This is a genomic window from Acidilobus aceticus, assembly GCF_055392325.1.
Genome location: NZ_AP042407.1, coordinates 949,001 through 969,477, shown reverse-complemented (window position 1 = coordinate 969,477; position 20,477 = coordinate 949,001). Strand labels below are relative to the sequence as shown.

The following is a 20,477-nucleotide window of genomic DNA, read 5'->3' as shown; positions in this document are numbered from 1 at the left end:
ACGTGAGCGCCCTCGCAGTAATAGCCGCCAGCTTCTCTGTGGCCCTGCTGTTCAACCTAATCCCCCTTGGGGCCCCTCCCTATGTCACCGTCGTCCTGCTTGAGATAAAGTATGGGGGCCTGGGCTTCTGGCCCCCGGTGCTTGCAGCATCCCTCGGGGCGGCGATAGCCAAGGTCGTCATGTATTACCTCGGGGTGGGCCTTAAGGGGGTCCTGAGGAGGAACAGGAACGTGAGGTTCCTGGCAAGGTACTCCAACAGCAGGTGGGCCTACCTGTTGGCGTTCTTCGCGGCGGTGGTGCCGGTGCTCCCACTTGACGACTTTGTCTACATGGTGGGGGGCGCCTCGGGCATGAGGGCCAAGCTCATGGGCCTCATAGCCGCGGCCGCCAAGCTTCTGAAGACCGTGGCCGAGACCTCCCTGCTCTACTTCATAACCGGCGAGGTGTCCATGATATTCAGGCTGCCGGAGTACGTGATCATAATATTCATGGCGGCCGCGGGCCTCGTGGCGGGCCTCATAGTCTTCAGCCTTGACTGGGAGCTCCTGGCCAGGAGGCTCGGCCTTCTCAGGGAGCCCTGAAGTTAATAGCCCCGGAGGCCACAATAACAGCGCCCCGCAGCTGCTCGCCCGGCGGCGCTGGGCCAACAGGGAGTCGTCGCTCCCGGCGTGAGGCCCGGCCTCTGGCTGCGGGGACACCGTCCTGACGTTCTATTATGGCGATTTGCATGCCATGGATTCCCGTTCAGCGGCGTCCACGGGGGCCTTGGGGCGGCTAATAACTTTGTTCTGAGGTATCAGCTACTAGCAAACGTTATAAACCCTAGCACAGTAAGAAGAATCTACGGCTCTGACAGGAGCCGTGGACGCTTAGCGAATGGGGGCCTAAGCAAACCCTGGGGAGTGGTACCTCAGGGACGCTTAGGTCTGACAGGGGTCCGTGAGCCACGTAACGGCAGGGTGTGCCCAACCGCCTCAGCCGCCGCCTTGCGGCTGAACTCCGGTTGATCCTGCCGGACCCGACTGCTATCGGGGTGAGGCTAAGCCATGGGAGTCGCGCGCCCAGCCGCCGCTGGGCGCGGCGCACGGCTGAGTAACACGTAGCTAACCTACCCTCGGGACGGGGATAACCCCGGGAAACTGGGGCTAATCCCCGATAGGCGAGGGGGCCTGGAATGGTCCCTCGCCGAAAGGGACCCTGGGGGGTTATCGCCTGGGGTCCGCCCGAGGATGGGGCTGCGGCCCATCATGGTAGTTGGCGGGGTAATGGCCCGCCAAGCCGACGACGGGTAGGGGCCGTGGGAGCGGGAGCCCCCAGATGGGCCCTGAGACAAGGGCCCAGGCCCTACGGGGCGCACCAGGCGCGAAACCTCCGCAATGCGGGAAACCGTGACGGGGTCACCCCGAGTGCTCCCGTAAGGGAGCTTTTCCCCGCTGCAAGGAGGCGGGGGAATAAGCGGGGGGCAAGTCTGGTGTCAGCCGCCGCGGTAATACCAGCCCCGCGAGTGGTCGGGACGTCTACTGGGCCTAAAGCGCCCGTAGCCGGCCCCGTAAGTCCCTCCTGAAAGCCCTGGGCTCAACCCAGGGAGTGGGGGGGATACTGCGGGGCTAGGGGGCGGGAAAGGCCGGGGGTACCCCAGGGGTAGGGGCGAAATCCGATAATCCCTGGGGGACCACCAGTGGCGAAAGCGCCCGGCTGGAACGCGCCCGACGGTGAGGGGCGAAAGCCGGGGGAGCGAACCGGATTAGATACCCGGGTAGTCCCGGCTGTAAACGATGCGGGCTAGGTGTCGGGCGGGCGTTAGAGCCCGCCCGGTGCCGCAGGGAAGCCGTTAAGCCCGCCGCCTGGGGAGTACGGCCGCAAGGCTGAAACTTTAAGGAATTGGCGGGGGGGCACACAAGGGGTGGAGCCTGCGGCTCAATTGGAGTCAACGCCGGGAACCTCACCGGGGGCGACAGCAGGATGACGGCCAGGCTAACGACCTTGCCCGACGCGCTGAGGGGAGGTGCATGGCCGTCGCCAGCTCGTGCTGTGAAGTGTCCTGTTAAGTCAGGCAACGAGCGAGACCCCCGCCCCTAGTTGCGACCCGGCGGGAGACCGCTGGGGCACACTAGGGGGACTGCCGCCGCTAAGGCGGAGGAAGGAGGGGGCCACGGCAGGTCAGCATGCCCCTAAACCCCCGGGCTGCACGCGGGCTACAATGGCGGGGACAGCGGGATCCGACCCCGAAAGGGGGAGGCAATCCCTCAAACCCCGCCGTAGTCGGGATTGGGGGCTGTAACTCGCCCCCATGAACCTGGAATCCCTAGTAACCGCGCGTCAACATCGCGCGGTGAATACGTCCCTGCCCCTTGTACACACTGCCCGTCGCTCCACCTGAGAGAAGGAGGGGTGAGGCTTCCTCCTTCGGGAGGGAGTCGAACCCCTCCTTCTCGAGGGGGGAGAAGTCGTAACAAGGTAGCCGTAGGGGAACCTGCGGCTGGATCACCTCTCGAATGGCGGTTGGACACCCTGCCGCGTGAAAGCTCACGGACCCCTCTGCCGATGCAGCTCACAAGCTTTGCTTGTGAGCGAAGGGCGCTAGGGCTCAGCGCCAGCTGAGCTCAATGAGCGCCGCCCACCCGATGGGGCCAGCGCCCAGATCTGGGCCTGGCCCCACCAGGGGCACCTGACTTATCCCTGGCCCTTGCGGCGCCTTACGCCGTCCGGTGGATGGCTCGGCTCGGGCGCCGAGGAAGGGCGCGGCAAGCGGCGATATGCCCGGGGTAGGCGCATGCAGCCGCTGAACCCGGGATCCCCGAATGGGACCTCCTGCACGGGGTTAACAGCCCCGTGCGTCCCGTAAGGGACGGGAACGCCCCGAACGGAAACATCTTAGTAGGGGCAGGAAGAGAAATCAATCGAGATCCCCTGAGTAGGGGCGACCGAAAGGGGGAGAGCCCAAACCAATTCCCTGCGGGATAACCGCGGGGAGATGAGGGGTCGCTGCCTTCGCGGCTGGGGGCAACCCCAGCGGGCCGAGCCGCGGTAGCCGAAGAGGCCTGGAAAGGCCCGCCGTAGAGGGTGATAGCCCCGTAGGCGAAACCGCGGTGGCCCGCGCCGCGAAGGAGAGTACTGCGGCCTAGTTTCGCCGTAGGAAGGTGGGGGTCACCGACCTCCAAGGCTAAACACGTCCCGAGACCGATAGCGAACTAAGTACCGTGAGGGAAAGCTGAAAAGGACCCCGGGTAGGGGTGTGAAAAGAGCCTGAAACCGGGCGGCTATAAAGGGCGTGGCCCGAAAGGGGTGAGGCCCCCGAAGGAAACTCGGGTGACCGAGGAGTACGAGGGGTGCTGACCGGGGTCACGCCTCCCGTCTTGAAACACGGGCCGGGGAGTTCACGGCCGTGGCGAGCCTAAGGGGGTCAGCCCCGAAGGCGTAGGGAAACCGACAGGCCCGCAGCCGGGGAAACCCGGCGAGGGGCGGGGTCCTAACAGGGCCTGGAGTCACGGCCGTGAGGCCCGAAACCGGGCGATCTAGACGGGGGCAGGCCGAAGCGGGGGGCTAACCCCCGTGGAGGGCCGAAGGGGTTCTGACGTGCAACTCGTTCCCATGACCCCCGTCTAGGGGTGAAAGGCCAATCTAGCCCGGTGATAGCTGGTTCCCGCCGAAGTGGGCCGGAGCCCAGCCTCGCCGGAGGCGGGCCGTGGGGTAGAGTTACTGATTGGGTTGACCAGGAGGGGAAACCCTCCGGCACCCAGTCAAACTCCGAACCTGCGGCCGCCGAAGAGGGCGGGAGTGGGGCTCCCCGGCGTAAGGCTGGGGGCCGAGGGGGAAACAACCCAGACCGAGGTTAAGGCCCCAAAGTGCCGGCTAAGTGCCAATCGAAGGGCGTCCCCCGCCTAAGACAGCGGGGAGGTGGGCCCAACAGCAGCCATCCTCCAAGGAGTGCGTAACAGCTCACCCGCCGAGGCGGGGGGCCCCGAAGATTGGTCGGGGCTAAGCCGGCCGCCGAGACCTCGGGCCGCCTCCGTGATGGAGGTGTGCGGTAGGCGGGCGTCGGGGTGGCGCAGAAGCGGGGCCGTGAGGTCCCGTGGAGCCGCTCCGAGTGCTGATCCCGGCGGTAGTAGCAGCGAAGCGGGGTGAGAATCCCCGCCGCCGGAAGGGCCAGGGTTCCCCGGCTACGTTCGTCAGCCGGGGGTTAGCCGGTCCTAACCGGGCCCTTAACTGGTGCCCGGGAAGGGGAAACGGGTTAACATTCCCGTGCCGTGGGGGTACGTTTCGGGGCAACCCAAGGCCTGGCCTCCGACGCCTCAGGGTAGGCGGACTGGGGGCCTCCGTTCGGGGGCGACCCAGCTAACTGCCCGAAGGCCGTGGAGTGCCGTAATGGCGAGAAGCGGCTGAAGGGGGGAATGGCCCGCCTTTGGCGGGTTCCGCCGAGCCCCGGGGCCCATGAAAAGGAGGCCAGGAAGGATCCCCCACGCCCGTACCGAGAACCGACACAGGTGCCCCTGGGTGAGGAGCCCAAGGCGTCGGGGGGTCAACCCAGGCCAGGGAACTCGGCAAACTAGCCCCGTAACTTCGGGAGAAGGGGTGCCTGCGGTCCTCGGCTAAAACCGGGGTCCGCAGGTCGCAGTGACAAGGGGGACCTGACTGTTTAACAAAAACATAGCTCCCCGCTAGCCCGAAAGGGTGTGTACGGGGGGTGAATCCTGGCCACTGGTGGTACGTGAAACCCGGGTACAACCGGGCGAAGCGCCACTGAAGGCCGGGGGTAACCCTGACCCTCTTAAGGTAGCCAAATGCCTTGTCGGGTAAGTTCCGACGCGCATGAACGGATCAACGAGGTCCCCGCTGTCCCGGCCTGGGGCCCCGCGAACCCACTGGGTGGGTGCACAGCCCCACATCCCCCCGCAGGGCGAGAAGACCCCGTGGAGCTTCACCGCAGCCTGCCGTTGACCCTCGGGTGGAGGCGCGTAGCGTAGGTGGGAGCCAGTGAGGGGCCTCTTTCGGGAGGCCCTGAGGCGGCAATGAAACACCACCCACCTCTGCCTGAGGGTCTAACCTGGCGCAAGCCAGGGACAGCGGTAGGTGGGCGGTTCGGCTGGGGCGGCACGCCCGCGAAAGGGTAACACGGGCGCCCAAAGGTCGGCTCAGGCGGGTCAGAAACCCGCCGTAGAGTGCAAGGGCAAAAGCCGGCCTGACCGGGCCCTTAACTGCATGGGGCCCGGACGGGAAACCGCGGCCTAGCGCACGCTCGTGCCCCCTTCGGTGGGGGCCGGGCACGACGGAAAAGTTACCCCGGGGATAACAGAGTCGTCGCGGGCGAGAGCTCCTATCGACCCCGCGGTTTGCTACATCGATGTCGGCTTTTCCCATCCTGGGGGTGCAGCAGCCCCCAAGGGTGGGGCTGCCCGCCCATTAAAGGGGAACGTGAGCTGGGTTCAGACCGTCGTGAGACAGGTTGGGCTCTACCCGCGGGGGGTGCCGGCCGCCTGAGGGGAAGGTGCCCTCAGTACGAGAGGAACGGGGCGCCGCGGCCTCTAGTTTACCGGCTGTCCTGGTGGGCAAGCCGGGCAGCCACGCCGTAAGGGGTTACCGCTGAAAGCATCTAAGCGGGAACCCCACCCCGAAAATAGGCGGCCACTCGCTCCGTCGGCTCTGCCGGCGGGGCGACGAGGGCTCCCGTAGAAGACGGGGTTGATGGGACGGGGGTGTAAGCCGCGAGGGCGCAAGCCCGAGCGGTTCAGCCCGCCGTTCCCAATCGCCCGAGGCCCAGGGGCTAGGGATAAGTTAGAACCTTGGTGGGGCCAGGCCTGGAGGGTTCAGCCGGCCCCATCGGGTGGGCGGCGCTCGTGACTATGCTCCTTTTCCTTTCCATTCTCTCATAATTTAGCCTCAGGACTGCACGCGCAAGGGCTCATCATACTAGTCCCGGCGGCTAAGCCCAGCGTAAGCCCTGAGGGCCCGGAAGTCGACCCTGGGCGGTGCCTCATGCTTGGCCGTCGTGGAGGGTGGCAAAGCGGTCCACGGGGACAGCGTCCCGGCCGCCAAGGCGGCTGACGACCCTGAGTCGCCCGTCAAGGCAGTAGGGTCCGCGAGGGCTAACTTCTGCGGCACCCCTGACCTCAGGGAGGCTGAAAGTATCGCTTGGCTGGGGAGGGGCCCTGCGACTCAGCCTTCAGGGCGGCTCGAGGAGTCCTGAAGGACATAACCAGGGCCTCGGCGCCGCTGGGCAAGGCCGGCGCGGCAGTGCTCAACGGCAGGTGCTCGACGCTTAAGTCCCCTCGGGGACGCCACAGGCGGGGCTGTGCCTGACATCGAGGTGCCCGAGTCCACCAGGCTGCCGGGGCCGTCAATAACCAAGGAGGCGTCGCAGGGCCGCGCTGCTAGTGGCGAGGACCTCGTGGAGGAGGCCGCCAGGTCGCTGAGGTGAACCCGGCCACGGCCTACTGCACGGTTCACTCGGCTGCCCAGGCCGTGAAGGGGAGGGCTAGGGGCCTGCCGGGCGCGCCAAGGCCCTGTCATCCGGGCCCTGAGCCCAGGACCCTCTCTATAGCCCCGACTCCCCTCTCGGCTATGAGCTTCCTGAGGGGCGCGGGGAGGTTGTAGCACTCGTCCCCCCTCTCGGCAAGCCCCATGTTAACCAGCTCCTCCAGCACCGCCGCCGGGTCCCTGATCCCCCTCCTCCTGAGGTCTATGGCTGCCCTGAGGTCGCCCACGGACACGTTGTCAACCAGGTAGATGAAGGCCTCCCTCAGCTCCCCCTTGAGCGACCTGGCGACCTCAAGGAGCTGGGAGGCCCTTATTTCCCAGTCCTCGCTCATCCCTCTTCCTCTAAGCTTATCTTTGGTCGGACTTAACAGCGTTACGGGACGCCGCTTGAAGGTAGAGGTTAACAGGGACAGGGCAGGGGAGCTGGGCAGGCTGATAGCCAAGGCCGTCAGCAGGCTCAGGCCCGACACCTTCGAGGACCCAAGGTACTACCCGCCCAGGGGGACCCCCAGGAGGGACGTGATGGCATACTTCCTAGTCATGGTAGCCATGGACCACAGGCTAAGCAGGGGCAGGAGGCAGTACGAGGCCGAGGTCAACGGGGAGAGGTTTCACGGCGCTGACCTGCTCTACAGGCTCGGCTCAAGGCTCTTCGCCGATGACCCGGGGTTCTTCACCGCGGAGAGGCTGGCCAAGGTCACCGAGGAGGACGTGCTGAGGTGGCTCACCGTTGACAGGGCCAGGCCGCCGGACGCCCGCGTCAGGGCGGAGCTGCTCAGGGACCTTGGACTGAAGCTCAAGGCGATCTTCGACGGCGACCCCTACAGGCTCATACTTGACTCAGGGGGCTACCTCAGGAGGGGGGTAGCCCAGGGCTTCATAGACCTGCTCAAGGTCTTCAAGGCCTACCAGGACCCGGTTGAAAAGAAGGCGTTCCTCCTGGCAAAGTTCATAGAGAGGAGGGAGGTGGTGATATTCCAGGACCCGCAGAACAAGGAGGTGCCCGTTGACAACCACCTGACCAGGATAGCCCTCAGGACGGGCATAGTTGACGTCGACCCAAACACGCTCGAGCTAATAGCTGCCGGCCACCCCTTCAGGCCCCAGGAGGACGTCATGCTCAGGCTCGCCGTCAGGGAGGCCTACAGGCTGGTGGCCCAGGCCGCCGGCGTGGACCCGTTCATAATGGACGACTTCCTCTGGTCCTTCGGCAGGTCCTGCTGCACCTTCGAGGGGCCCTCCTGCGCCTCCGGCTGCTCGGCTAAGTGCAGCTCCTTTGGCGGCTGCGATAGTGGCGAGTGCATATTGGCCCCGGCGTGCAGGGCGAGGGCGGAGAGGCTCTACCTGGTGCCGGAGCACAGCTTCATGGACACGTGGTGGTACTGATGTACCTGACGGCCGAGGAGGAGAGGGTGCTGAGGGGCGAGGAGGGGGAGGCCAGGGCCAAAGCGCTGGAGGTCATAGTTAAGGTTGGCGAGGCCCTGGGAGCCGAGAGGCTCCAGCCCATAGTCCACGCCCACGTCTCGGGCGTCTCCTACAACAACATAGGCGAGCCCGGCAGGAAGTTCATAGAGGACCTGGCTAACATGGGCGCCAGGTTCTCGGTGCCCACGACCGTTAACCCCATAGGCTTTGACCTGGAGGCCCCCGAGGCCTTCGACCTCATATCGGCCGACAGGGAGGTCCTTGAGGGGCAGAGGGCCATAGTGAGCGCACTTCACAGGATGGGCGCGTCGCTGACGCTCACCTGCACCCCATACTACATACCATCCGTCAGGGGGCTGAGGCCGGGCCAGAGCGTGGCCTGGGGCGAGTCAAACGCGGTGGTCTACGCCAACAGCGTGCTCGGCCTGAGGACCAACAGGGAGGGAGGGCCTGTGGCCCTGATGGCGGCCATAGCAGGCAGGACCTACTACTACGGGATGCACGTGCCCGAGTTCAGGAGGCCGAGGGCGGCCTACAGGCTTGAGGCCCCCGGAGGCTACAGGCTTGACTACGCCAGGGCTGCAGTGCTCGGCAGGGTGCTTGTCAGGCTCCACCGCGGCGAGGGGCCGCCGCTGCTCGACGCCAGCGTGGACAGGGAGACGTTCAAGGAGCTCGGGGCGGCCGTGGGCGCTGAGGGCGACATAGCAATGGTCTTCGTCCCTGGCCTGACGCCCGAGGAGCCCCCCAGCAGGTTTGAGGAGGTGGTGACGATAGACTACAGGGACGTGGAGGCGGAGCTCGAGTCGATGAGGCTTGACGACGTGGACCTGGTGTACGTGGGGTGCCCTCACGCCTCAGCGGAGGAGGTGGAGGCCCTGGCCAGGGAGCTCTCAAGGCTTAAGCCGAAGGGAAACAGGCCCCAGCTGCTCATAACGACGTCAAGGGACGAGGAGAGGCGCATAAGCCCTGAGGCCATGGCTGTGCTCAGGGAGTACGGGGCCGTCGTGCTCAGGGACACGTGCCTCATAGTGTCGAAGCTGCGGAGGGAGGGCCTCAGGGTGGCGACCTACAGCTACAAGGCCATGTTCTACCTCTCGAGGCATGGCCTCAGGGTGGGCCTCGAGTCCATGGAGGAGCTGGCCAGGAGGCTGGGCTCGGAGGCGTGACCATGGAGCTCAGGGGAAGGCAGCTGGTGCCCGGCAGGGCGGCCGGCCAGGCCGTAGTAATGGATGCGCTGAGCTTCTACGGGGACGTGGACCCCCACACCGGCAGGACGCCTGACGGCAGGAGCGTCGCCTCGAGGGTCATAGTGGCTAGGAGGCCCAGGGGGAGCACCGTAGGCAGCTACGTAATTTACGCCCTTAAGGCCAACGGGGCGGCCCCGGCCGCCATAGTGATGTCGAGGGTCGACCCCATAATAGTGGCTGGGTGCGTGCTGGCTGGCATACCCCTGGTCGACTCCATACCGGAGGACCAGCTCTCCAAGGTTAGGGACGGGGACCTGGTGGAGCTTGACGGGAGCGGGGTCGTGAGGGTCAGGAGGGCAGCTCCGTGACCTTCCTGAGGAGGTCCTCGTCTATCTTCTTGTACCTCTCGAGGCTCCCAACGTCAACCCATGGGCCGTCGTATATGTAGGCCTTGACCTTCCTGCCCGAGCTTATCATGGCCGGTATCAGGTCCCCCATTATGTCAAAGGAGGTGCCCAGCTGCCCCTCGTACTCCTCAAGCAGGCCAGGCCTTATGGTGAGGACGCCTATGGTGACCTTCATGTCGACCCATGGCTTCTCCTTGAGGCTGACCACGTCATTCTTTTCGTTGACCTCGGCCACGCCCACCGGGACCTGGTAGCTGTTGGCAACCACCAAAAGCGCGTCGACGCCCTGCCTGACGTGTTCTTTGACCAGCCCGCTGGCGTTTATGGGAGCCAGTATGTCGCCGTACCACACAACTATGGGGTCGCTGTCGAGCAGGTGGTGCTTGTAGGCCTTGAGCAGCGAGCCCCCGGTGTTCTTGTACTTGTCGTCGTCTATGCTGTAGTCTATCTTTATGCCGAACCTGTCGCCGTAGCCGAAGTAGTTCCTCACGTACTTCCACTTGTAGTTGACGAGGAAGACTATGTGGCTCACGCCACCCTTTATCAGGACATTAACTATGTGGTCCGCTACGGGCTTCTCATCGGGGCCCAGCGGTATCATGGGCTTCGGTATGAGGTCCGTGTATGGCCTAAACCTCGTGCCCTCCCCTCCTGCCAGGATAGCTGCCGTGAGGGACAAGCGGTTCCCCCACGTCTCTGTGGTTAACTCCATTCTTTATAATTTCTTAGGCGGTCCTGGCCCTGGGTTTCAAATCTTGAATGCCCCAGAACTTCGCTAATTATTAGATAAATATTTATCTGTAGCTTGCCTCGGGCCCGTGAGGGGACCTGCATGAATATCAGGACCAGGTCGCTGCTGTTCACGTCCGTAGCCCACTTCTTAAATGACAGCTTTCTGGTCACGGTGTCGATACTGATAACTTACTATATAGACATGCACGTGTCGCCGGCCTTCCTGGGCGGCATGGCTGCCCTGGTCAACGTGCTCTCGGGCCTTGCCAGCCCCCTGATCAGCAACAGGGCCGACAGGGCGGGAAGCCACGTCACGCTCATGACGGTAGGCTTCATACTCATAGGGGCCTCCATGGCCTCCTTCGCTGGAACCTTCGTGTACGGGGGAGTTGCAAGGCTCGCGCTGATAGGACTTGGGTCTGTGCTGCTGGGCCTCGGGCTCTCCTTCTACCACCCGCTGGGGGGCTCAATACTTCAGTACTCATACGAGGGCCAGGCCGGGAGGGCCCTGGGCATAAACGGCTCCGCCGGCAGTGTGGGCAGGGCAATATTTCCCACTGTGATGACCATAGCCATAGCTTACCTTGGGGGCAGCGAGGCCCTGGCGATAATAGCCGCGTACGTCTTCATACTGACAGCCATCATAAGCCTGGGCCTTCACGGCCTCAGGATGCCGGCGACCAAGGAGAGCGCGGCCAGGTCGTTTTCAAGGCTCTCCCAGTACAGCTACCTTCTTGTGCCCCTGACGGCCATAGTGTTCATCAGGGCCATATTCATGACTGGGGTAATGACGTACGTGCCGACCTACGTTGAGCACCTCGTGAGGTCAAGGATACTCATGGGCGTAATAGTCACCACGTCATATGCTACAGCCATAGTCGGCCAGCCGCTGTTTGGGTGGATGGTCAGCAGGTACGGGGGCAGGAGCGTCATTATATTGACAACCCTGGCCTCCACGGCCCTCTACATAGCGTTCCTGTTCACGCGCGGCCCGATAATGATAACAACGCTGCTCGGCCTCTACAGCTTCTTCGCCATGAGCGGCTTCCCCGTGCTGCTGGGCTACGTCTCCGAGGTAGTGGACAGGAGCGTGAGGGCTCAGGCGAACTCGATAGTCTGGGGCATAGGCAACACGGTGGGAGGCTCCGTGGGCGCCCTGCTGGGAGGCTTCATACTTCAGGGGGATGGGCTCCTCGGGATGACTCCTCTTGAGGCGACCATGTGGGCCTTCGCGGCCTTCGCAGTCGCATCATCAATAATGCTTGTGATGCTGCCGAGGGGGCCTAAGGCACAACAAGCACGTCAGCCTTAGTTGACTTGCCCGCGACCTTGTGGGTCACGCTGCCGAGGACCAGCCTCTCAAGCTTCGAGAGCCTCCTCCTGCCGAGGACTATCAGGTCACAGCCATTGACCTCAGCATAGCTAACTATGGTGTCGCCTGGGTCGCCTGTAAGCACCTCAAACCTCACCTTGTAGCCCTCAGCTGAGAGCTTGGCGGCGAGGTCCGAGAGCCTCTTCCTGGAGGACTCTATTATGAGCGAGAGGTTGACAGCGTCTGGAACCACAATCTCTCCAAAGGCCATGGAGCTTGGAGGTATAACCGTCAGGAGGCAGAGCTCGCTGTTGAAGCTCTTGGCAAGCTCAAGCGCCCTGCTGAGCGCCTTCTCGCCGCCCTCGCTACCGTCATAGCCAACGAGTATCTTCTTATACACCTGGCCCACCACGTGCTTGTTATTGAAGTTTAGATTTTATAAACGTTAGGAGGCAAAGTGTCAGAGCGGCCCGATGAAGAGCGCTGCAAGCGTGACTACCGATGATCAAGGCCTGTGTTGCAGAGGGCCTTGGGCTTAACGCCGATGAGGAGGTCGATAGGCCTGAGCTGGTGAGGACGCTGTCCCCGGCTGAGGCGCTAAATTGAGGCCCTTATGAGGCTCACGGCGAAGCCTGCCAGTATGAGGCTCATGAACTTGTCTATGAGCAGGGCGCCGTGCTTTCCAAGGAGCCTCATGAGCCTCTCGCCAAAGTAAAGTATGACGTAGGCGAGGGCCGCGTTTATCAGCACGCTGGCTATGGCCACCGGGTAGCCGTAGATGTACCTGAAGTAGAGCGCCGTAGATATGCTTCCTGGCCCTGCCAGGAGGGGGGTGGCCAGGGGCACTATGGCCTGCTTCTCTATGGACTCGGGGCTGCTCGGGGCGCCTATCTCTATGTCGAAGAGGCTTGATATGGCGTACACGAGCAGTATTATGCCGGCGGCTATCCTGAAGTCGTTCAGCGTCACCCCCAGGAGCTCAAGCATGTAGTCGCCAATTATTATGAACGCCAGCAACATGAAAATGGCCGAGTATATCAGCGTCCTGAGGAAGCCTCCCCTCTTCTCAGGGGGGAGCTTCTCGACAGTGCTCACGTAGAAGGGCACCACAGAGAACGGGTCGAGGACTATGAAGAGAGTTACGACCGCCTCGCCCAGGCCGAAGAGCTCCCTGCCGAGGCTCATCAACCTTCCTTCTCCCCTTCTTCTCCTTCGCCCTCCTCCTCTATGCCCTCGGGCCCCTGCTTCTCGGTAGTTATGTCTTGGGCCTCCGCCTCAAGCTCAGTTCTGACGTCCTCATTTATGTAGGGGGCCAGGAGGTAGATCTTGTACTCAACATACTTGTCCTCGCTCACCATGTGGTTCTCGAAGCTTATGGTGTACACCGGGAAGTGGGCCACAGCCTTGTCCTTGGTCCTCCCAAGGCCTCCAAGCTCGCCGAGGTCCCTGAAGAGGTCCACTATCTCAGGCTTAAGTGGCAGGGGGAACTCAAGCTCCCTATCGTCCTTAAGCACTATGAAGTCACTGGTGGCTGGGTCCCACTCATTCATGGCCTCGAGGGCCTTCCTCTTCACGACCTCCTTTAGGTCACCGTCAACTATCTCGCTCCGGACCACCTTGCCTCTCTCGGCCCTTATTGAAAGCACCTTCAATCCTTTCAGCCCACGGGTCTGGCTGCAGCGCTGCTTAAAAGCAAAGCTGGGGTGCCTAAGCCGAGGATATCCGCTTGGGCCCGAGGGCCTCAAGGAGGCTGGGCTACGCCTCACTGGCGGTGACAGTGGCGGTCTGGGGCACGGCCTACCCAATAATAGATGTGGCCGAGAGGTACGTCTCCCCGGTTGCCCTGGCAGCCCTCAGGACCCTGGTAGGGGGCGCCGTGCTGGCGGCCATATCAAGAAGGCTGGTCGCCAACAGGAGGACCTTGGTCGCCGGCTTCATAAACATAGGGGCCTTCCTGGTCCTCCTTAACCTCTCAATAGTCCTCTCCCCAAACCCATCCTTGGCGGCAGTTATGATCTACGCCCAGCCGCTCTTCACAGCTATAGCGACCCCTTACGTTCTGCACAGGAAGATCAGCGGCCTTCAGTACGCAGGGGTTCTCATAGGCATGACCGGGATAGGGGTTCTGACAGCTGTTGATTCGCGGAGCCTGAACACGGGCTTACTCCTGGGCCTGCTGGGGGCAGTCCTTTGGTCGGCGGGCACCATGTACTTTGAGAAGTACGTTGCGGGCGACGCCATAGATCTGGTAGGGGCCACCGCCTTCATGTCGTTGGCCTCGACCCCCCTCGTGCTGGCCTTCTGGCCCCTGGGAATGTACATTAAATTGACGCTGGAGTCCATAGTGATAATCATTTACATAACCTTGGTTATTCAGGCCGTGGGCTGGCTCACCTGGTTCTACGGGGTCAGGAGCCTGGGAGGCGTCAGGGCTGGCGCTTTCTCAATGGTGACGCCAGTGATAGCCATAGCCTCAACGGCCCTCCTCCTCGGAAAGGTCCTCGCGCCCACAGAGGTGGCGGCCTCAGCGGCAGTGATATTAGGCGCCACCCTGGTTCAGCTGGCTTAGCGATAAAGGGGGAGGAAAGAAAGAAGGTGGGGCTTCGTTAACTCGTTGACACAAAGTTGGGGCTCACTCGATGGGTAGTCCCCTCTCCTTAACCTGCTTGAGGTCTTTGGTTTCGTAGGCAGTGTAGACCCCTATGAAGTAGACGGCCAGCGAGACCAGGGCCGCCAGGAGGTAGTCCCACGGGTAGGGCACTATGGGCTCCGGCAGGGGTCCCAGCGACCCTATAAATGATATTATACCCATCGCTATGTTGAATATCACTAGCCAGACTGCGCCCTTTATATCTGGGTGTCCCCTGCTGGCAGTCCACAGCGCCGCCAAGGAGCCCACCTGGATGAGCGAGATCACGGTCCAGTAGATCGCAAAGCCCACGAGCCCCATGTTATTAAGCTTCAAGTAATAGGCTGCTATTGCGGCGGCTGAAGAGGCCCAGACGACACCCGCGAAGGACCACGCGAAGCTCCTTGAGAGCCTTAGCTCGCTCCTGTAGGGGCCCAGCACCAGCAGCGGAAGGCCCACTACCACGAGCTCTATGATGACGTTAACCAGGCTCCAGCCCGACCAGTAGACGAACATGGCGGCCACTATGAACGACGCCGGGTACACTATGTACCAGAGCGGCGGCCTGTAGGACCTCTTCAGGTCAGGGGCGAGCCTCCTCAGGGCGTGGTTGGTGACGCCAACAGTGAGGTAGTTATAGACCGTGGCCAGGGCCGAGACTGACATTATTTCATACCACGTGGGGAACGGAAGCAGGAAGACCACGGCTATTATGGTAGAGACTATCAGGGCTATCCAGGGAGTCCTGAAGCCCCTGTGTATGTCTGCGAAGAACTTGGGTATGTAGCCAACCCTTGACATGCCGTAGAGGTTCCTGCCGCTGGTGCCCACGTAGGCCGCCAGGGTGCCGGCCGGCGACACCACCGCGTCTATCAGCAGGAGCACGGAAAAGCCAACCAGTATTGGAACTCCCGTGGCCACCAGCTCAGAGTAGAAGGGGTGCGGCCCCCAGCTGCTCTGGCTTAAGGCCGTCCAGTTTCCAAAGGGCACGCCTGCCGCGGACCAGTTTATGCCGCCCAGGAAGGCCAGCTGCAGCAGCACATAGATTGCTATGGTAACCACGAGGGCCAGCAGCGTCCCGAGAGGCACGTCCCTCTGCGGGTTCTTGGCCTCGCCGGCGTACTCAAGGCCCTGCCTGAAGCCCTCGTAGGCGTAGACTATGCCAGTAGTTATCATGCCGCTGAACACAGCTGCAGTGCCGAAGGGGAAGAACCCCTTAGGCGCGCTGACTACGTTGGACGGGTGGAAGTAAAGGGCCAGGAGGAGCAGGAAGGTCAGCGTCGGTATTATGAGCTTCCACGCTGTAATCACCCTGTTAAACCAGCCGAAGACGTGGACACCGACAAGCTGAAGGGCGAAGAACAGGAGTATGAGGGCCGCGGCCAGCGCCACTCCTGCAGGCGTTAGCAGCCCTAGCTTAGAGTTCCAGGCCCATGGCATGTAATAGCTTCCATATTCCACCACGGCAACGGCCTCTGATGATACCGTGGTAACAGCGCCGACAAAGTAGGCCCACGCCAGCATGTAATTACTGATGGTGCCGTGGGTGTAGTGGTTGTACCTGGCCAGCGAGCCGCTGAAGGGGAAGAGGCCCCCGAGCTCGGCAAACCCAAACACCATGAGCGCAAAGAAGAGCCCGGCCAAAATCCATGAGAGCAGCGACGCGGGACCCATGACGCCAGAGGCGCCCAGGACGCTGAAGAGCCATGACGAGCCTATCATGCCTGTGATGCCTAACATGAAGATGTCCAGGAGGGTCAAGGACCTCCTGAGGGTGGGCTGGGCTACATCCTTTCCCTCAGGGCTTCCACCAGCGCTACTTCCTCCGCCTGACGCAAGCTACCACCACTTTTATAGCCAGCCCTCTGAGGTGTGAGAATTAAAAGGTTTCGAGGTTAGCGTACAGATTTAAAACAATAATATAGAAGTAATGTAGTGGGATTTAAGATACAGGCCTCCTGTCAAGGTCTAGAACTGTCGTAGGGCGGCTTAATAAGCTGTCCAGCTGAAGCCGTCAGAAGCCTGCACGGCATTCCGCATATTATTTTCCTTGGACCCCCTAGAATGGGACCCAGTATGGTGTTTCCATTCAAGAGCGTTGAAGACTTTAAGATAGGCCTGACCGAGGAGCACGAGCTCTTCAGGAAGTCCGTGAGGGAGTTCGTGGAGAGGGAAGTGATGCCAAGGTGGAGGGAGATAGAGGAGAGCAACAGGATACCGCCAGAGATATTCAAGGCAATGGCGGAGCAGGGCCTGACGGGCGTTGGCATACCTGAGGAGTACGGCGGCCAGGGCGGCGGCCAGCTGATGACAGCAATAGCCATGGAGGAGATAGCGAGGGCCGTGCCGAGCTTAGCGGTAGCTATTGGAGTCAACCACCTCTTCGCTGTCCCAGTGCTGGAGTTCGGCACGGAGGAGCTGAAGAAGAAGTACGTGACCCCCATTGCAAGGGGCGAGAGGAGGGGGGCCCACGCCAACACCGAGCCCAGCGGGGGCAGCGACGTGGCGGGCATACAGTCGAGGGCGGTTAAGGAGAATGACCACTACATAATAAACGGCAGGAAGGTCTTCATAAGCGCCGCTGGCGAGGCTGACTACCTCCTCGTGTCCGCCAGGACAAGCCCGCCGCAGGAGGGCAAGAGGTGGTGGGGCATAACCACTTTTGTGGTTGAGAGGGACTGGCCTGGGGTCAAGATAGGGCAGCAGTTCAGGGTAATAGGCATGAGGGGCGAGCAGCCCTATGAGGTGGTCCTAGATAACGTCAAGGTACCAGCGGAGAACGTAGTTGGTAAGGAGAACGAGGGCTTCAAGGTAGTGGTCACAACCTACGACCACACAAGGATAGGCATAGCCGCTCAGGCCGTCGGCATAGCCCAGGCGGCGTTTGAGAAGGCCGTCAACTACGCCCTCCAGAGGGAGCTGTTTGGGCAGAGGATAATCAACTTTGAGATGATAGTTGAGAAGCTGGCAGACATGTACATAAGGCTCGAGGCCTCAAGGCTCCTGACCTACTGGGCAGCTAGCCTGGCCGACCAGGGGAGGCCTGAGTACACGATAGCGGCGAGCCTGGCCAAGACCTTTGCCTCGGAGTCCGCCGAGTGGATAGCCAGGCAGGCAGTGCAGATACACGGAGGCTACGGCGTCGACTTTGAGACAGGCCTCGAGAGGTACCTGCGCGACGCCATAATAACTACCATCTACGAGGGCACAAACGAGGTCCAGAGGCTGACCATAGTGAAGGAGATGCTGAGGCAGGCCTTCGGGCTGAGGATATGACTAGGGCCTCCCCGTCCCCTCCTTGATGCCCCCGAAGATCTGCCTCAGCACCTTCCCAGGCACCTTGAAAACCTCCGAGGCTATCTTCACTATGTACCTGTCGCTGGGCACCGCCTCCCTGCCCCTGCCCAGCTGTATTGCAACGGCCTCCTTGAGGGCCTCCTTCGTGAGCCTGTCCCTCACGGAGCCCTGCTCTATGGCCAGGGCTACCTTGAAGGCGGAGTAGAACTTGAGGAACCTGTTAACGTCATCAGCTCTCTCGGGGAACGCGGCCGATATGGCGTCGCTCAGCTGCTTCATGTGGGAGTCATCAGCGAAGCCGAAGTAGACCTTGGTCAGGCCTATCCTGAGAATCCTTGCAACCGTGTTGCCGTCCACGGCGCCAAGCAACATGAGCACCTTATCCTTCGCGTTCACCCCCTCAGCGATCAGCATGGAAGCGGCCTGCTCCAACTTGATCTCAAGGTTGAAGAGGGAGTCGAACTGCTCGGGGTACTGCTCGTCAAGTCCCATGCCATATTTACCCATTACGTAGAGGCTGGTCAACTCCTTGTCGTAGAGGTCAGACGGGTCAGCCGAGCCCTTGATGGGCGTGATCTTGAGGCTCTCGTACTCCCTTCGGAGCAGCTCTATAGCGCCCTGCCTGTCGACCTGCTGGCCTGAGTCCCACACGCTTATTATGTTGTTCCACACGTTCATCAAGGCCTCTGACCTAACCTTGTTGGTTCTGCCTTTCGTGGCCCATCACCGCCGGCGTTATCCTAGAACCCTGTGTTTGCTGAAAGCTATATTCATTTAACTTTTCACGGCCAGTCGCTCACTAGGCCGGGTCAGCTTGAGCGAAGCGCCTGAGTTTAAAGTGAACTTCGTTAGGTGCGGCAGCCCCGAGGAGTGCCTGAGGGCCTGCGAGAGCGTCCGCCTTGTTGAGACGACCCCGGAGATGCTTCTGAAGATAGCCGACAGGATAGCCAGGGACTGCGCCGTCCTGGTCGCATGGGGTGAGGGGGATGGGCCTGCTTGACGACGCGCTAGATGAGCTTGCCGGTGACAGCACCTACAGGAGGGCCTGGTACCTGTTCATTATCGCTTTTGGTGTAGTAGCCATCTTGGTGGCCACGTTTTACAAGGAGATAGTAAGCAGCTACGTAGGCCAGTACCTGCTGAACCAGACGCAGAGCATAAGGAGCATAGTAAGCTTTGTAAATACATCGTCGCCTTACTTTTACGCCACCCTGCCTGGCATAATATTTGCCAAGAACTCCTTGACGGACATAATGGACTTCGTCCTCATGATAACCATAGTTTTTCCGATATTTGTGGTAGTGCTCAACGGGGGCCTCGTCGGTTTCGTCAGCGTCTACACGCTACCGATTCACGGCAGCTCGCTCGCAATATTCTACTTCCTGGCGCCGCACGGCGTTATAGAGATACCGGCGTTCTCGCTGGTGGCCTCCTCCATGGTTCTCATCTTTAAGCGGGGGCCGAGCAAGGCCTACTCCGTGGCGTTCTCCATGTTGGTGCTCTCAGTGCTCCTGCTGGTGGTCGCGGCACTGATGGAGTCAAGTGTAACAATATTGACAGGCTCCTTCGTGCAGGCCCTCACTAACGCCACCGTCGGTGCGATGCCTTGAGCTGGTGCCAGACGCTCCCGGCACTACTCCTGCTGGCCATGTTGATACTGATAGGCAACAGCTCTGTAGCCGTTCAGAACTCCACGATAACGCTTGCATCGCCTCAGCTGGCAGCTCTAAGGGTTAACGGCGTTGACGTCACATATGTTAGCCTTCCAGCCGGCAGCTCCAAGATAACGACTTATTACCAGGCCAGAGGCCTAGTTCTCATAACCATCTCTAACGCGTCCCTCAAGCTCATCAACGTGAGCCCCACGTACGTTCAATCGCTTGGAGGCTGGACCGCTGATGTAACGCTGTGCGTGAACGGCAGCAACGCCTCCCTGGTGGGGATCTGGCAGGGCAGCTCCTACGTAAATGCCAGCGGGATCCCTGGCCTTGAAAGCATTATAAACGAGTCTGAGGCGAGCTGCGGCCACATAGTTGAGTTTGAGGGTAACCTGCCGGAGTTTCAACTCATAACATACTTCACTAACTCAACGTGGCTCTCAGTCCTGCTTAGGGGTGACGGCTGGTATGCCAATATAGTGCTGGGAGGCTTAACGAGCAGCCCTTCTGCTCATCATACGCAGCCTCAGGGCCTGCCGCCGCCCATATATGTAAGTCCAGGCAGCGGAGGCGGGGAGGCCCTGGGCAAGGACCTGTTGGAGGGGCCCTACGTTCTGTTAATAATCTCCCTGCTGGCCCTAACTACCTCGTTGGTGGTTGAGCGTGGGCGTAGATGATGCCATAAAGGCCTTCAAGGACGGCAGGCCAGTGTTGATATATGACTCGGACTCCAGGGAGTCAGAGGTGGACCTTGTATATCACGCGTCCTCAGTGACTCCGGACGCCATATACACCTTAAGGACCATGGCCGGGGGCCTCATATGCTTTGCCACCAGGTGGTCAATAGCCAGCTACCTCGGGGTGCCCTGGGGCGACGACCTTATAGCCTCGGTTCCAGCCCTGAGGCCCCTGACCGAGAGGAAGCTGTTCTACGGCGACAGGCCGGCCTTCACCATATGGGTGAACCACATGTCAGTGAGGACGGGCATAAGCGACGTGGACAGGTCAAGGACCGTGAGGGAGCTCTACGAGGTCGTCAAGATGTTCGTCTCGGGCGACAGGGAGGGGGCGAGGAGGAAGTTCCTGGGCGAGTTCCAGGCCCCCGGGCATGTTCCGCTCCTCGCGTCCAGGGGGCTCAGGAGCAGGAGGGGGCACACGGAGCTCAGCATAGCGTTAGCGACGCTGGCAGGCCTTGAGCCCGCCACCACCTTTGCCGAGATGCTTGACCGCGGCCCCTCCCTGAGCCTTGAAAAGGCCAGGGCTATCGCTGAGAGGGAGGGCCTGGCGCTGGTGAGCGGCAGGGAGGTGATGGAGGCCTGTGAAGGGGTCGAACTGTGTTGGAGTGATTGACACGAC

Annotated in this window: 20 protein-coding genes and 2 rRNA genes; 15 read left to right on the top strand and 7 right to left on the bottom strand. The window is 61.6% G+C overall.

Going from position 1 to position 20,477, the window contains the following annotated elements; genetic code table 11:
• Window positions 1–2 precede the first annotated feature (2 nt).
• The 5 genes from ACZ5OO_RS05025 to ACZ5OO_RS05005 all read left to right on the top strand — a co-directional run bounded on the left by ACZ5OO_RS05025 (window position 3) and on the right by ACZ5OO_RS05005 (window position 6,415).
• Entirely contained in the window at window positions 3–581 is a 579-nt protein-coding gene (locus tag ACZ5OO_RS05025) for a hypothetical protein (RefSeq protein WP_148217078.1), read from the top strand.
• Window positions 582–996: 415 nt separating this feature from the next.
• Window positions 997–2,493: ribosomal RNA gene (locus ACZ5OO_RS05020) — 16S ribosomal RNA — on the top strand.
• Window positions 2,494–2,684: 191 nt separating this feature from the next.
• A 23S ribosomal RNA gene (locus ACZ5OO_RS05015) occupies window positions 2,685–5,761 on the top strand.
• Together the 16S and 23S rRNA genes form the textbook arrangement of a ribosomal RNA operon.
• Window positions 5,762–5,977: 216 nt before the next feature.
• Window positions 5,978–6,184 (top strand): hypothetical protein, encoded by a 207-nt coding sequence (locus ACZ5OO_RS05010; protein ID WP_048812698.1) that lies wholly within the window; start codon window positions 5,978–5,980, stop codon window positions 6,182–6,184.
• Window positions 6,185–6,289: 105 nt separating this feature from the next.
• Window positions 6,290–6,415, top strand: coding sequence for a hypothetical protein (locus ACZ5OO_RS05005; RefSeq protein ID WP_464077974.1), 126 nt, complete (start codon window positions 6,290–6,292; stop codon window positions 6,413–6,415).
• Between the two features lie 88 nt (window positions 6,416–6,503).
• Here ACZ5OO_RS05005 and ACZ5OO_RS05000 read toward each other — a convergent pair whose 3' ends face one another.
• Complete coding sequence (locus tag ACZ5OO_RS05000; protein WP_464077973.1) at window positions 6,504–6,806, bottom strand: PolB1-binding protein PBP2 family protein; 303 nt, start codon at window positions 6,804–6,806, stop codon at window positions 6,504–6,506.
• Between the two features lie 55 nt (window positions 6,807–6,861).
• On the opposite strand from ACZ5OO_RS05000, the gene ACZ5OO_RS04995 reads away from it, so the two are divergent.
• The 3 genes from ACZ5OO_RS04995 to ACZ5OO_RS04985 are packed head-to-tail and all read left to right on the top strand — an operon-like array spanning window position 6,862 to window position 9,454.
• Complete coding sequence (locus ACZ5OO_RS04995; protein ID WP_013266085.1) at window positions 6,862–7,860, top strand: hypothetical protein; 999 nt, start codon at window positions 6,862–6,864, stop codon at window positions 7,858–7,860.
• Entirely contained in the window at window positions 7,860–9,065 is a 1,206-nt protein-coding gene (locus ACZ5OO_RS04990; protein WP_013266084.1) for an aconitase X, read from the top strand. The genes ACZ5OO_RS04995 and ACZ5OO_RS04990 overlap by 1 nt, the downstream gene beginning before the upstream one ends.
• Before the next feature lie 2 nt (window positions 9,066–9,067).
• Window positions 9,068–9,454, top strand: a complete 387-nt coding sequence (locus ACZ5OO_RS04985; RefSeq protein WP_048812697.1) for an aconitase X swivel domain-containing protein — start codon at window positions 9,068–9,070, stop codon at window positions 9,452–9,454.
• On the opposite strand, the gene ACZ5OO_RS04980 is transcribed toward ACZ5OO_RS04985, so the two are convergent.
• Window positions 9,435–10,172 (bottom strand): nucleotidyltransferase family protein, encoded by a 738-nt coding sequence (locus tag ACZ5OO_RS04980; protein WP_202965455.1) that lies wholly within the window; start codon window positions 10,170–10,172, stop codon window positions 9,435–9,437. The two genes, ACZ5OO_RS04985 and ACZ5OO_RS04980, sit on opposite strands and share 20 nt — an antisense overlap.
• A 153-nt stretch (window positions 10,173–10,325) precedes the next feature.
• Between ACZ5OO_RS04980 and ACZ5OO_RS04975 the strand changes: the two genes are divergently transcribed.
• A complete protein-coding gene (locus tag ACZ5OO_RS04975; RefSeq protein ID WP_013266081.1) occupies window positions 10,326–11,537 on the top strand; it encodes an MFS transporter in 1,212 nt (403 codons plus the stop codon).
• Here ACZ5OO_RS04975 and ACZ5OO_RS04970 read toward each other — a convergent pair.
• The 3 genes from ACZ5OO_RS04970 to ACZ5OO_RS04960 all read right to left on the bottom strand — a co-directional run bounded on the left by ACZ5OO_RS04970 (window position 11,509) and on the right by ACZ5OO_RS04960 (window position 13,183).
• Window positions 11,509–11,949 carry a universal stress protein gene (locus ACZ5OO_RS04970; protein ID WP_013266080.1) on the bottom strand — a complete coding sequence of 147 codons (441 nt, stop codon included), beginning with the start codon at window positions 11,947–11,949 and terminating at the stop codon, window positions 11,509–11,511. The genes ACZ5OO_RS04975 and ACZ5OO_RS04970 overlap by 29 nt on opposite strands.
• Window positions 11,950–12,134: 185 nt before the next feature.
• Complete coding sequence (locus ACZ5OO_RS04965) at window positions 12,135–12,722, bottom strand: MarC family protein (protein WP_464078562.1); 588 nt, start codon at window positions 12,720–12,722, stop codon at window positions 12,135–12,137.
• Entirely contained in the window at window positions 12,722–13,183 is a 462-nt protein-coding gene (locus ACZ5OO_RS04960) for a DUF2286 domain-containing protein (protein WP_238523633.1), read from the bottom strand. The genes ACZ5OO_RS04965 and ACZ5OO_RS04960 overlap by 1 nt, the downstream gene beginning before the upstream one ends.
• A gap of 80 nt (window positions 13,184–13,263) precedes the next feature.
• Between ACZ5OO_RS04960 and ACZ5OO_RS04955 the strand changes: the two genes are divergently transcribed.
• On the top strand, window positions 13,264–14,106 hold the full coding sequence (locus ACZ5OO_RS04955; protein WP_464077972.1) for a DMT family transporter: 843 nt from the start codon (window positions 13,264–13,266) through the stop codon (window positions 14,104–14,106).
• Between the two features lie 63 nt (window positions 14,107–14,169).
• Here the strand turns inward: ACZ5OO_RS04955 and ACZ5OO_RS04950 are convergent, their stop codons facing one another.
• On the bottom strand, window positions 14,170–15,927 hold the full coding sequence (locus ACZ5OO_RS04950; protein WP_048812696.1) for an APC family permease: 1,758 nt from the start codon (window positions 15,925–15,927) through the stop codon (window positions 14,170–14,172).
• A 315-nt stretch (window positions 15,928–16,242) separates the two neighbouring features.
• On the opposite strand from ACZ5OO_RS04950, the gene ACZ5OO_RS04945 reads away from it, so the two are divergent.
• Window positions 16,243–17,442, top strand: a complete 1,200-nt coding sequence (locus tag ACZ5OO_RS04945) for an acyl-CoA dehydrogenase family protein (RefSeq protein ID WP_464077971.1) — start codon at window positions 16,243–16,245, stop codon at window positions 17,440–17,442.
• Here the strand turns inward: ACZ5OO_RS04945 and ACZ5OO_RS04940 are convergent, their stop codons facing one another.
• Window positions 17,443–18,141, bottom strand: coding sequence for a DUF2192 domain-containing protein (locus ACZ5OO_RS04940; protein WP_464078561.1), 699 nt, complete (start codon window positions 18,139–18,141; stop codon window positions 17,443–17,445).
• Window positions 18,142–18,277: 136 nt separating this feature from the next.
• Here ACZ5OO_RS04940 and ACZ5OO_RS04935 point away from each other — a divergent pair, with 136 nt between their 5' ends.
• From ACZ5OO_RS04935 to ACZ5OO_RS04920, 4 genes are read left to right on the top strand one after another with little or no spacing between them, the layout of a single operon-like run.
• Window positions 18,278–18,463: a hypothetical protein gene (locus ACZ5OO_RS04935; protein ID WP_464077970.1), complete on the top strand. Its 186-nt coding sequence runs from the start codon at window positions 18,278–18,280 to the stop codon at window positions 18,461–18,463.
• Window positions 18,450–19,073 carry a stage II sporulation protein M gene (locus tag ACZ5OO_RS04930; protein ID WP_464077969.1) on the top strand — a complete coding sequence of 208 codons (624 nt, stop codon included), beginning with the start codon at window positions 18,450–18,452 and terminating at the stop codon, window positions 19,071–19,073. Before ACZ5OO_RS04935 ends, ACZ5OO_RS04930 begins: the two co-directional genes overlap by 14 nt.
• The gene (locus tag ACZ5OO_RS04925; protein WP_464077968.1) at window positions 19,070–19,798 is read left to right on the top strand and encodes a hypothetical protein; all 729 of its coding nucleotides are present in this window, start codon (window positions 19,070–19,072) and stop codon (window positions 19,796–19,798) included. The genes ACZ5OO_RS04930 and ACZ5OO_RS04925 overlap by 4 nt, the downstream gene beginning before the upstream one ends.
• Window positions 19,785–20,471 carry a 3,4-dihydroxy-2-butanone-4-phosphate synthase gene (locus ACZ5OO_RS04920; RefSeq protein ID WP_013266071.1) on the top strand — a complete coding sequence of 229 codons (687 nt, stop codon included), beginning with the start codon at window positions 19,785–19,787 and terminating at the stop codon, window positions 20,469–20,471. The genes ACZ5OO_RS04925 and ACZ5OO_RS04920 overlap by 14 nt, the downstream gene beginning before the upstream one ends.
• The last annotated feature ends 6 nt before the right edge of the window (window positions 20,472–20,477 follow it).

Excerpts from the sequence above, each read along its gene's own strand:
- ACZ5OO_RS04965 (WP_464078562.1), bottom strand. The coding sequence starts at position 12,722 with ATGAGCCTCGGCAGGGAGCTCTTCGGCCTGGGCGAGGCGGTCGTAACT.
- ACZ5OO_RS05000 (WP_464077973.1), bottom strand. The coding sequence starts at position 6,806 with ATGAGCGAGGACTGGGAAATAAGGGCCTCCCAGCTCCTTGAGGTCGCC.
- ACZ5OO_RS04975 (WP_013266081.1), top strand. The coding sequence starts at position 10,326 with ATGAATATCAGGACCAGGTCGCTGCTGTTCACGTCCGTAGCCCACTTC.
- ACZ5OO_RS04930 (WP_464077969.1), top strand. The coding sequence starts at position 18,450 with ATGGGCCTGCTTGACGACGCGCTAGATGAGCTTGCCGGTGACAGCACC.
- ACZ5OO_RS04940 (WP_464078561.1), bottom strand. The coding sequence starts at position 18,141 with ATGAACGTGTGGAACAACATAATAAGCGTGTGGGACTCAGGCCAGCAG.
- ACZ5OO_RS04990 (WP_013266084.1), top strand. The coding sequence starts at position 7,860 with ATGTACCTGACGGCCGAGGAGGAGAGGGTGCTGAGGGGCGAGGAGGGG.
- ACZ5OO_RS04945 (WP_464077971.1), top strand. The coding sequence starts at position 16,243 with ATGGTGTTTCCATTCAAGAGCGTTGAAGACTTTAAGATAGGCCTGACC.
- ACZ5OO_RS04985 (WP_048812697.1), top strand. The coding sequence starts at position 9,068 with ATGGAGCTCAGGGGAAGGCAGCTGGTGCCCGGCAGGGCGGCCGGCCAG.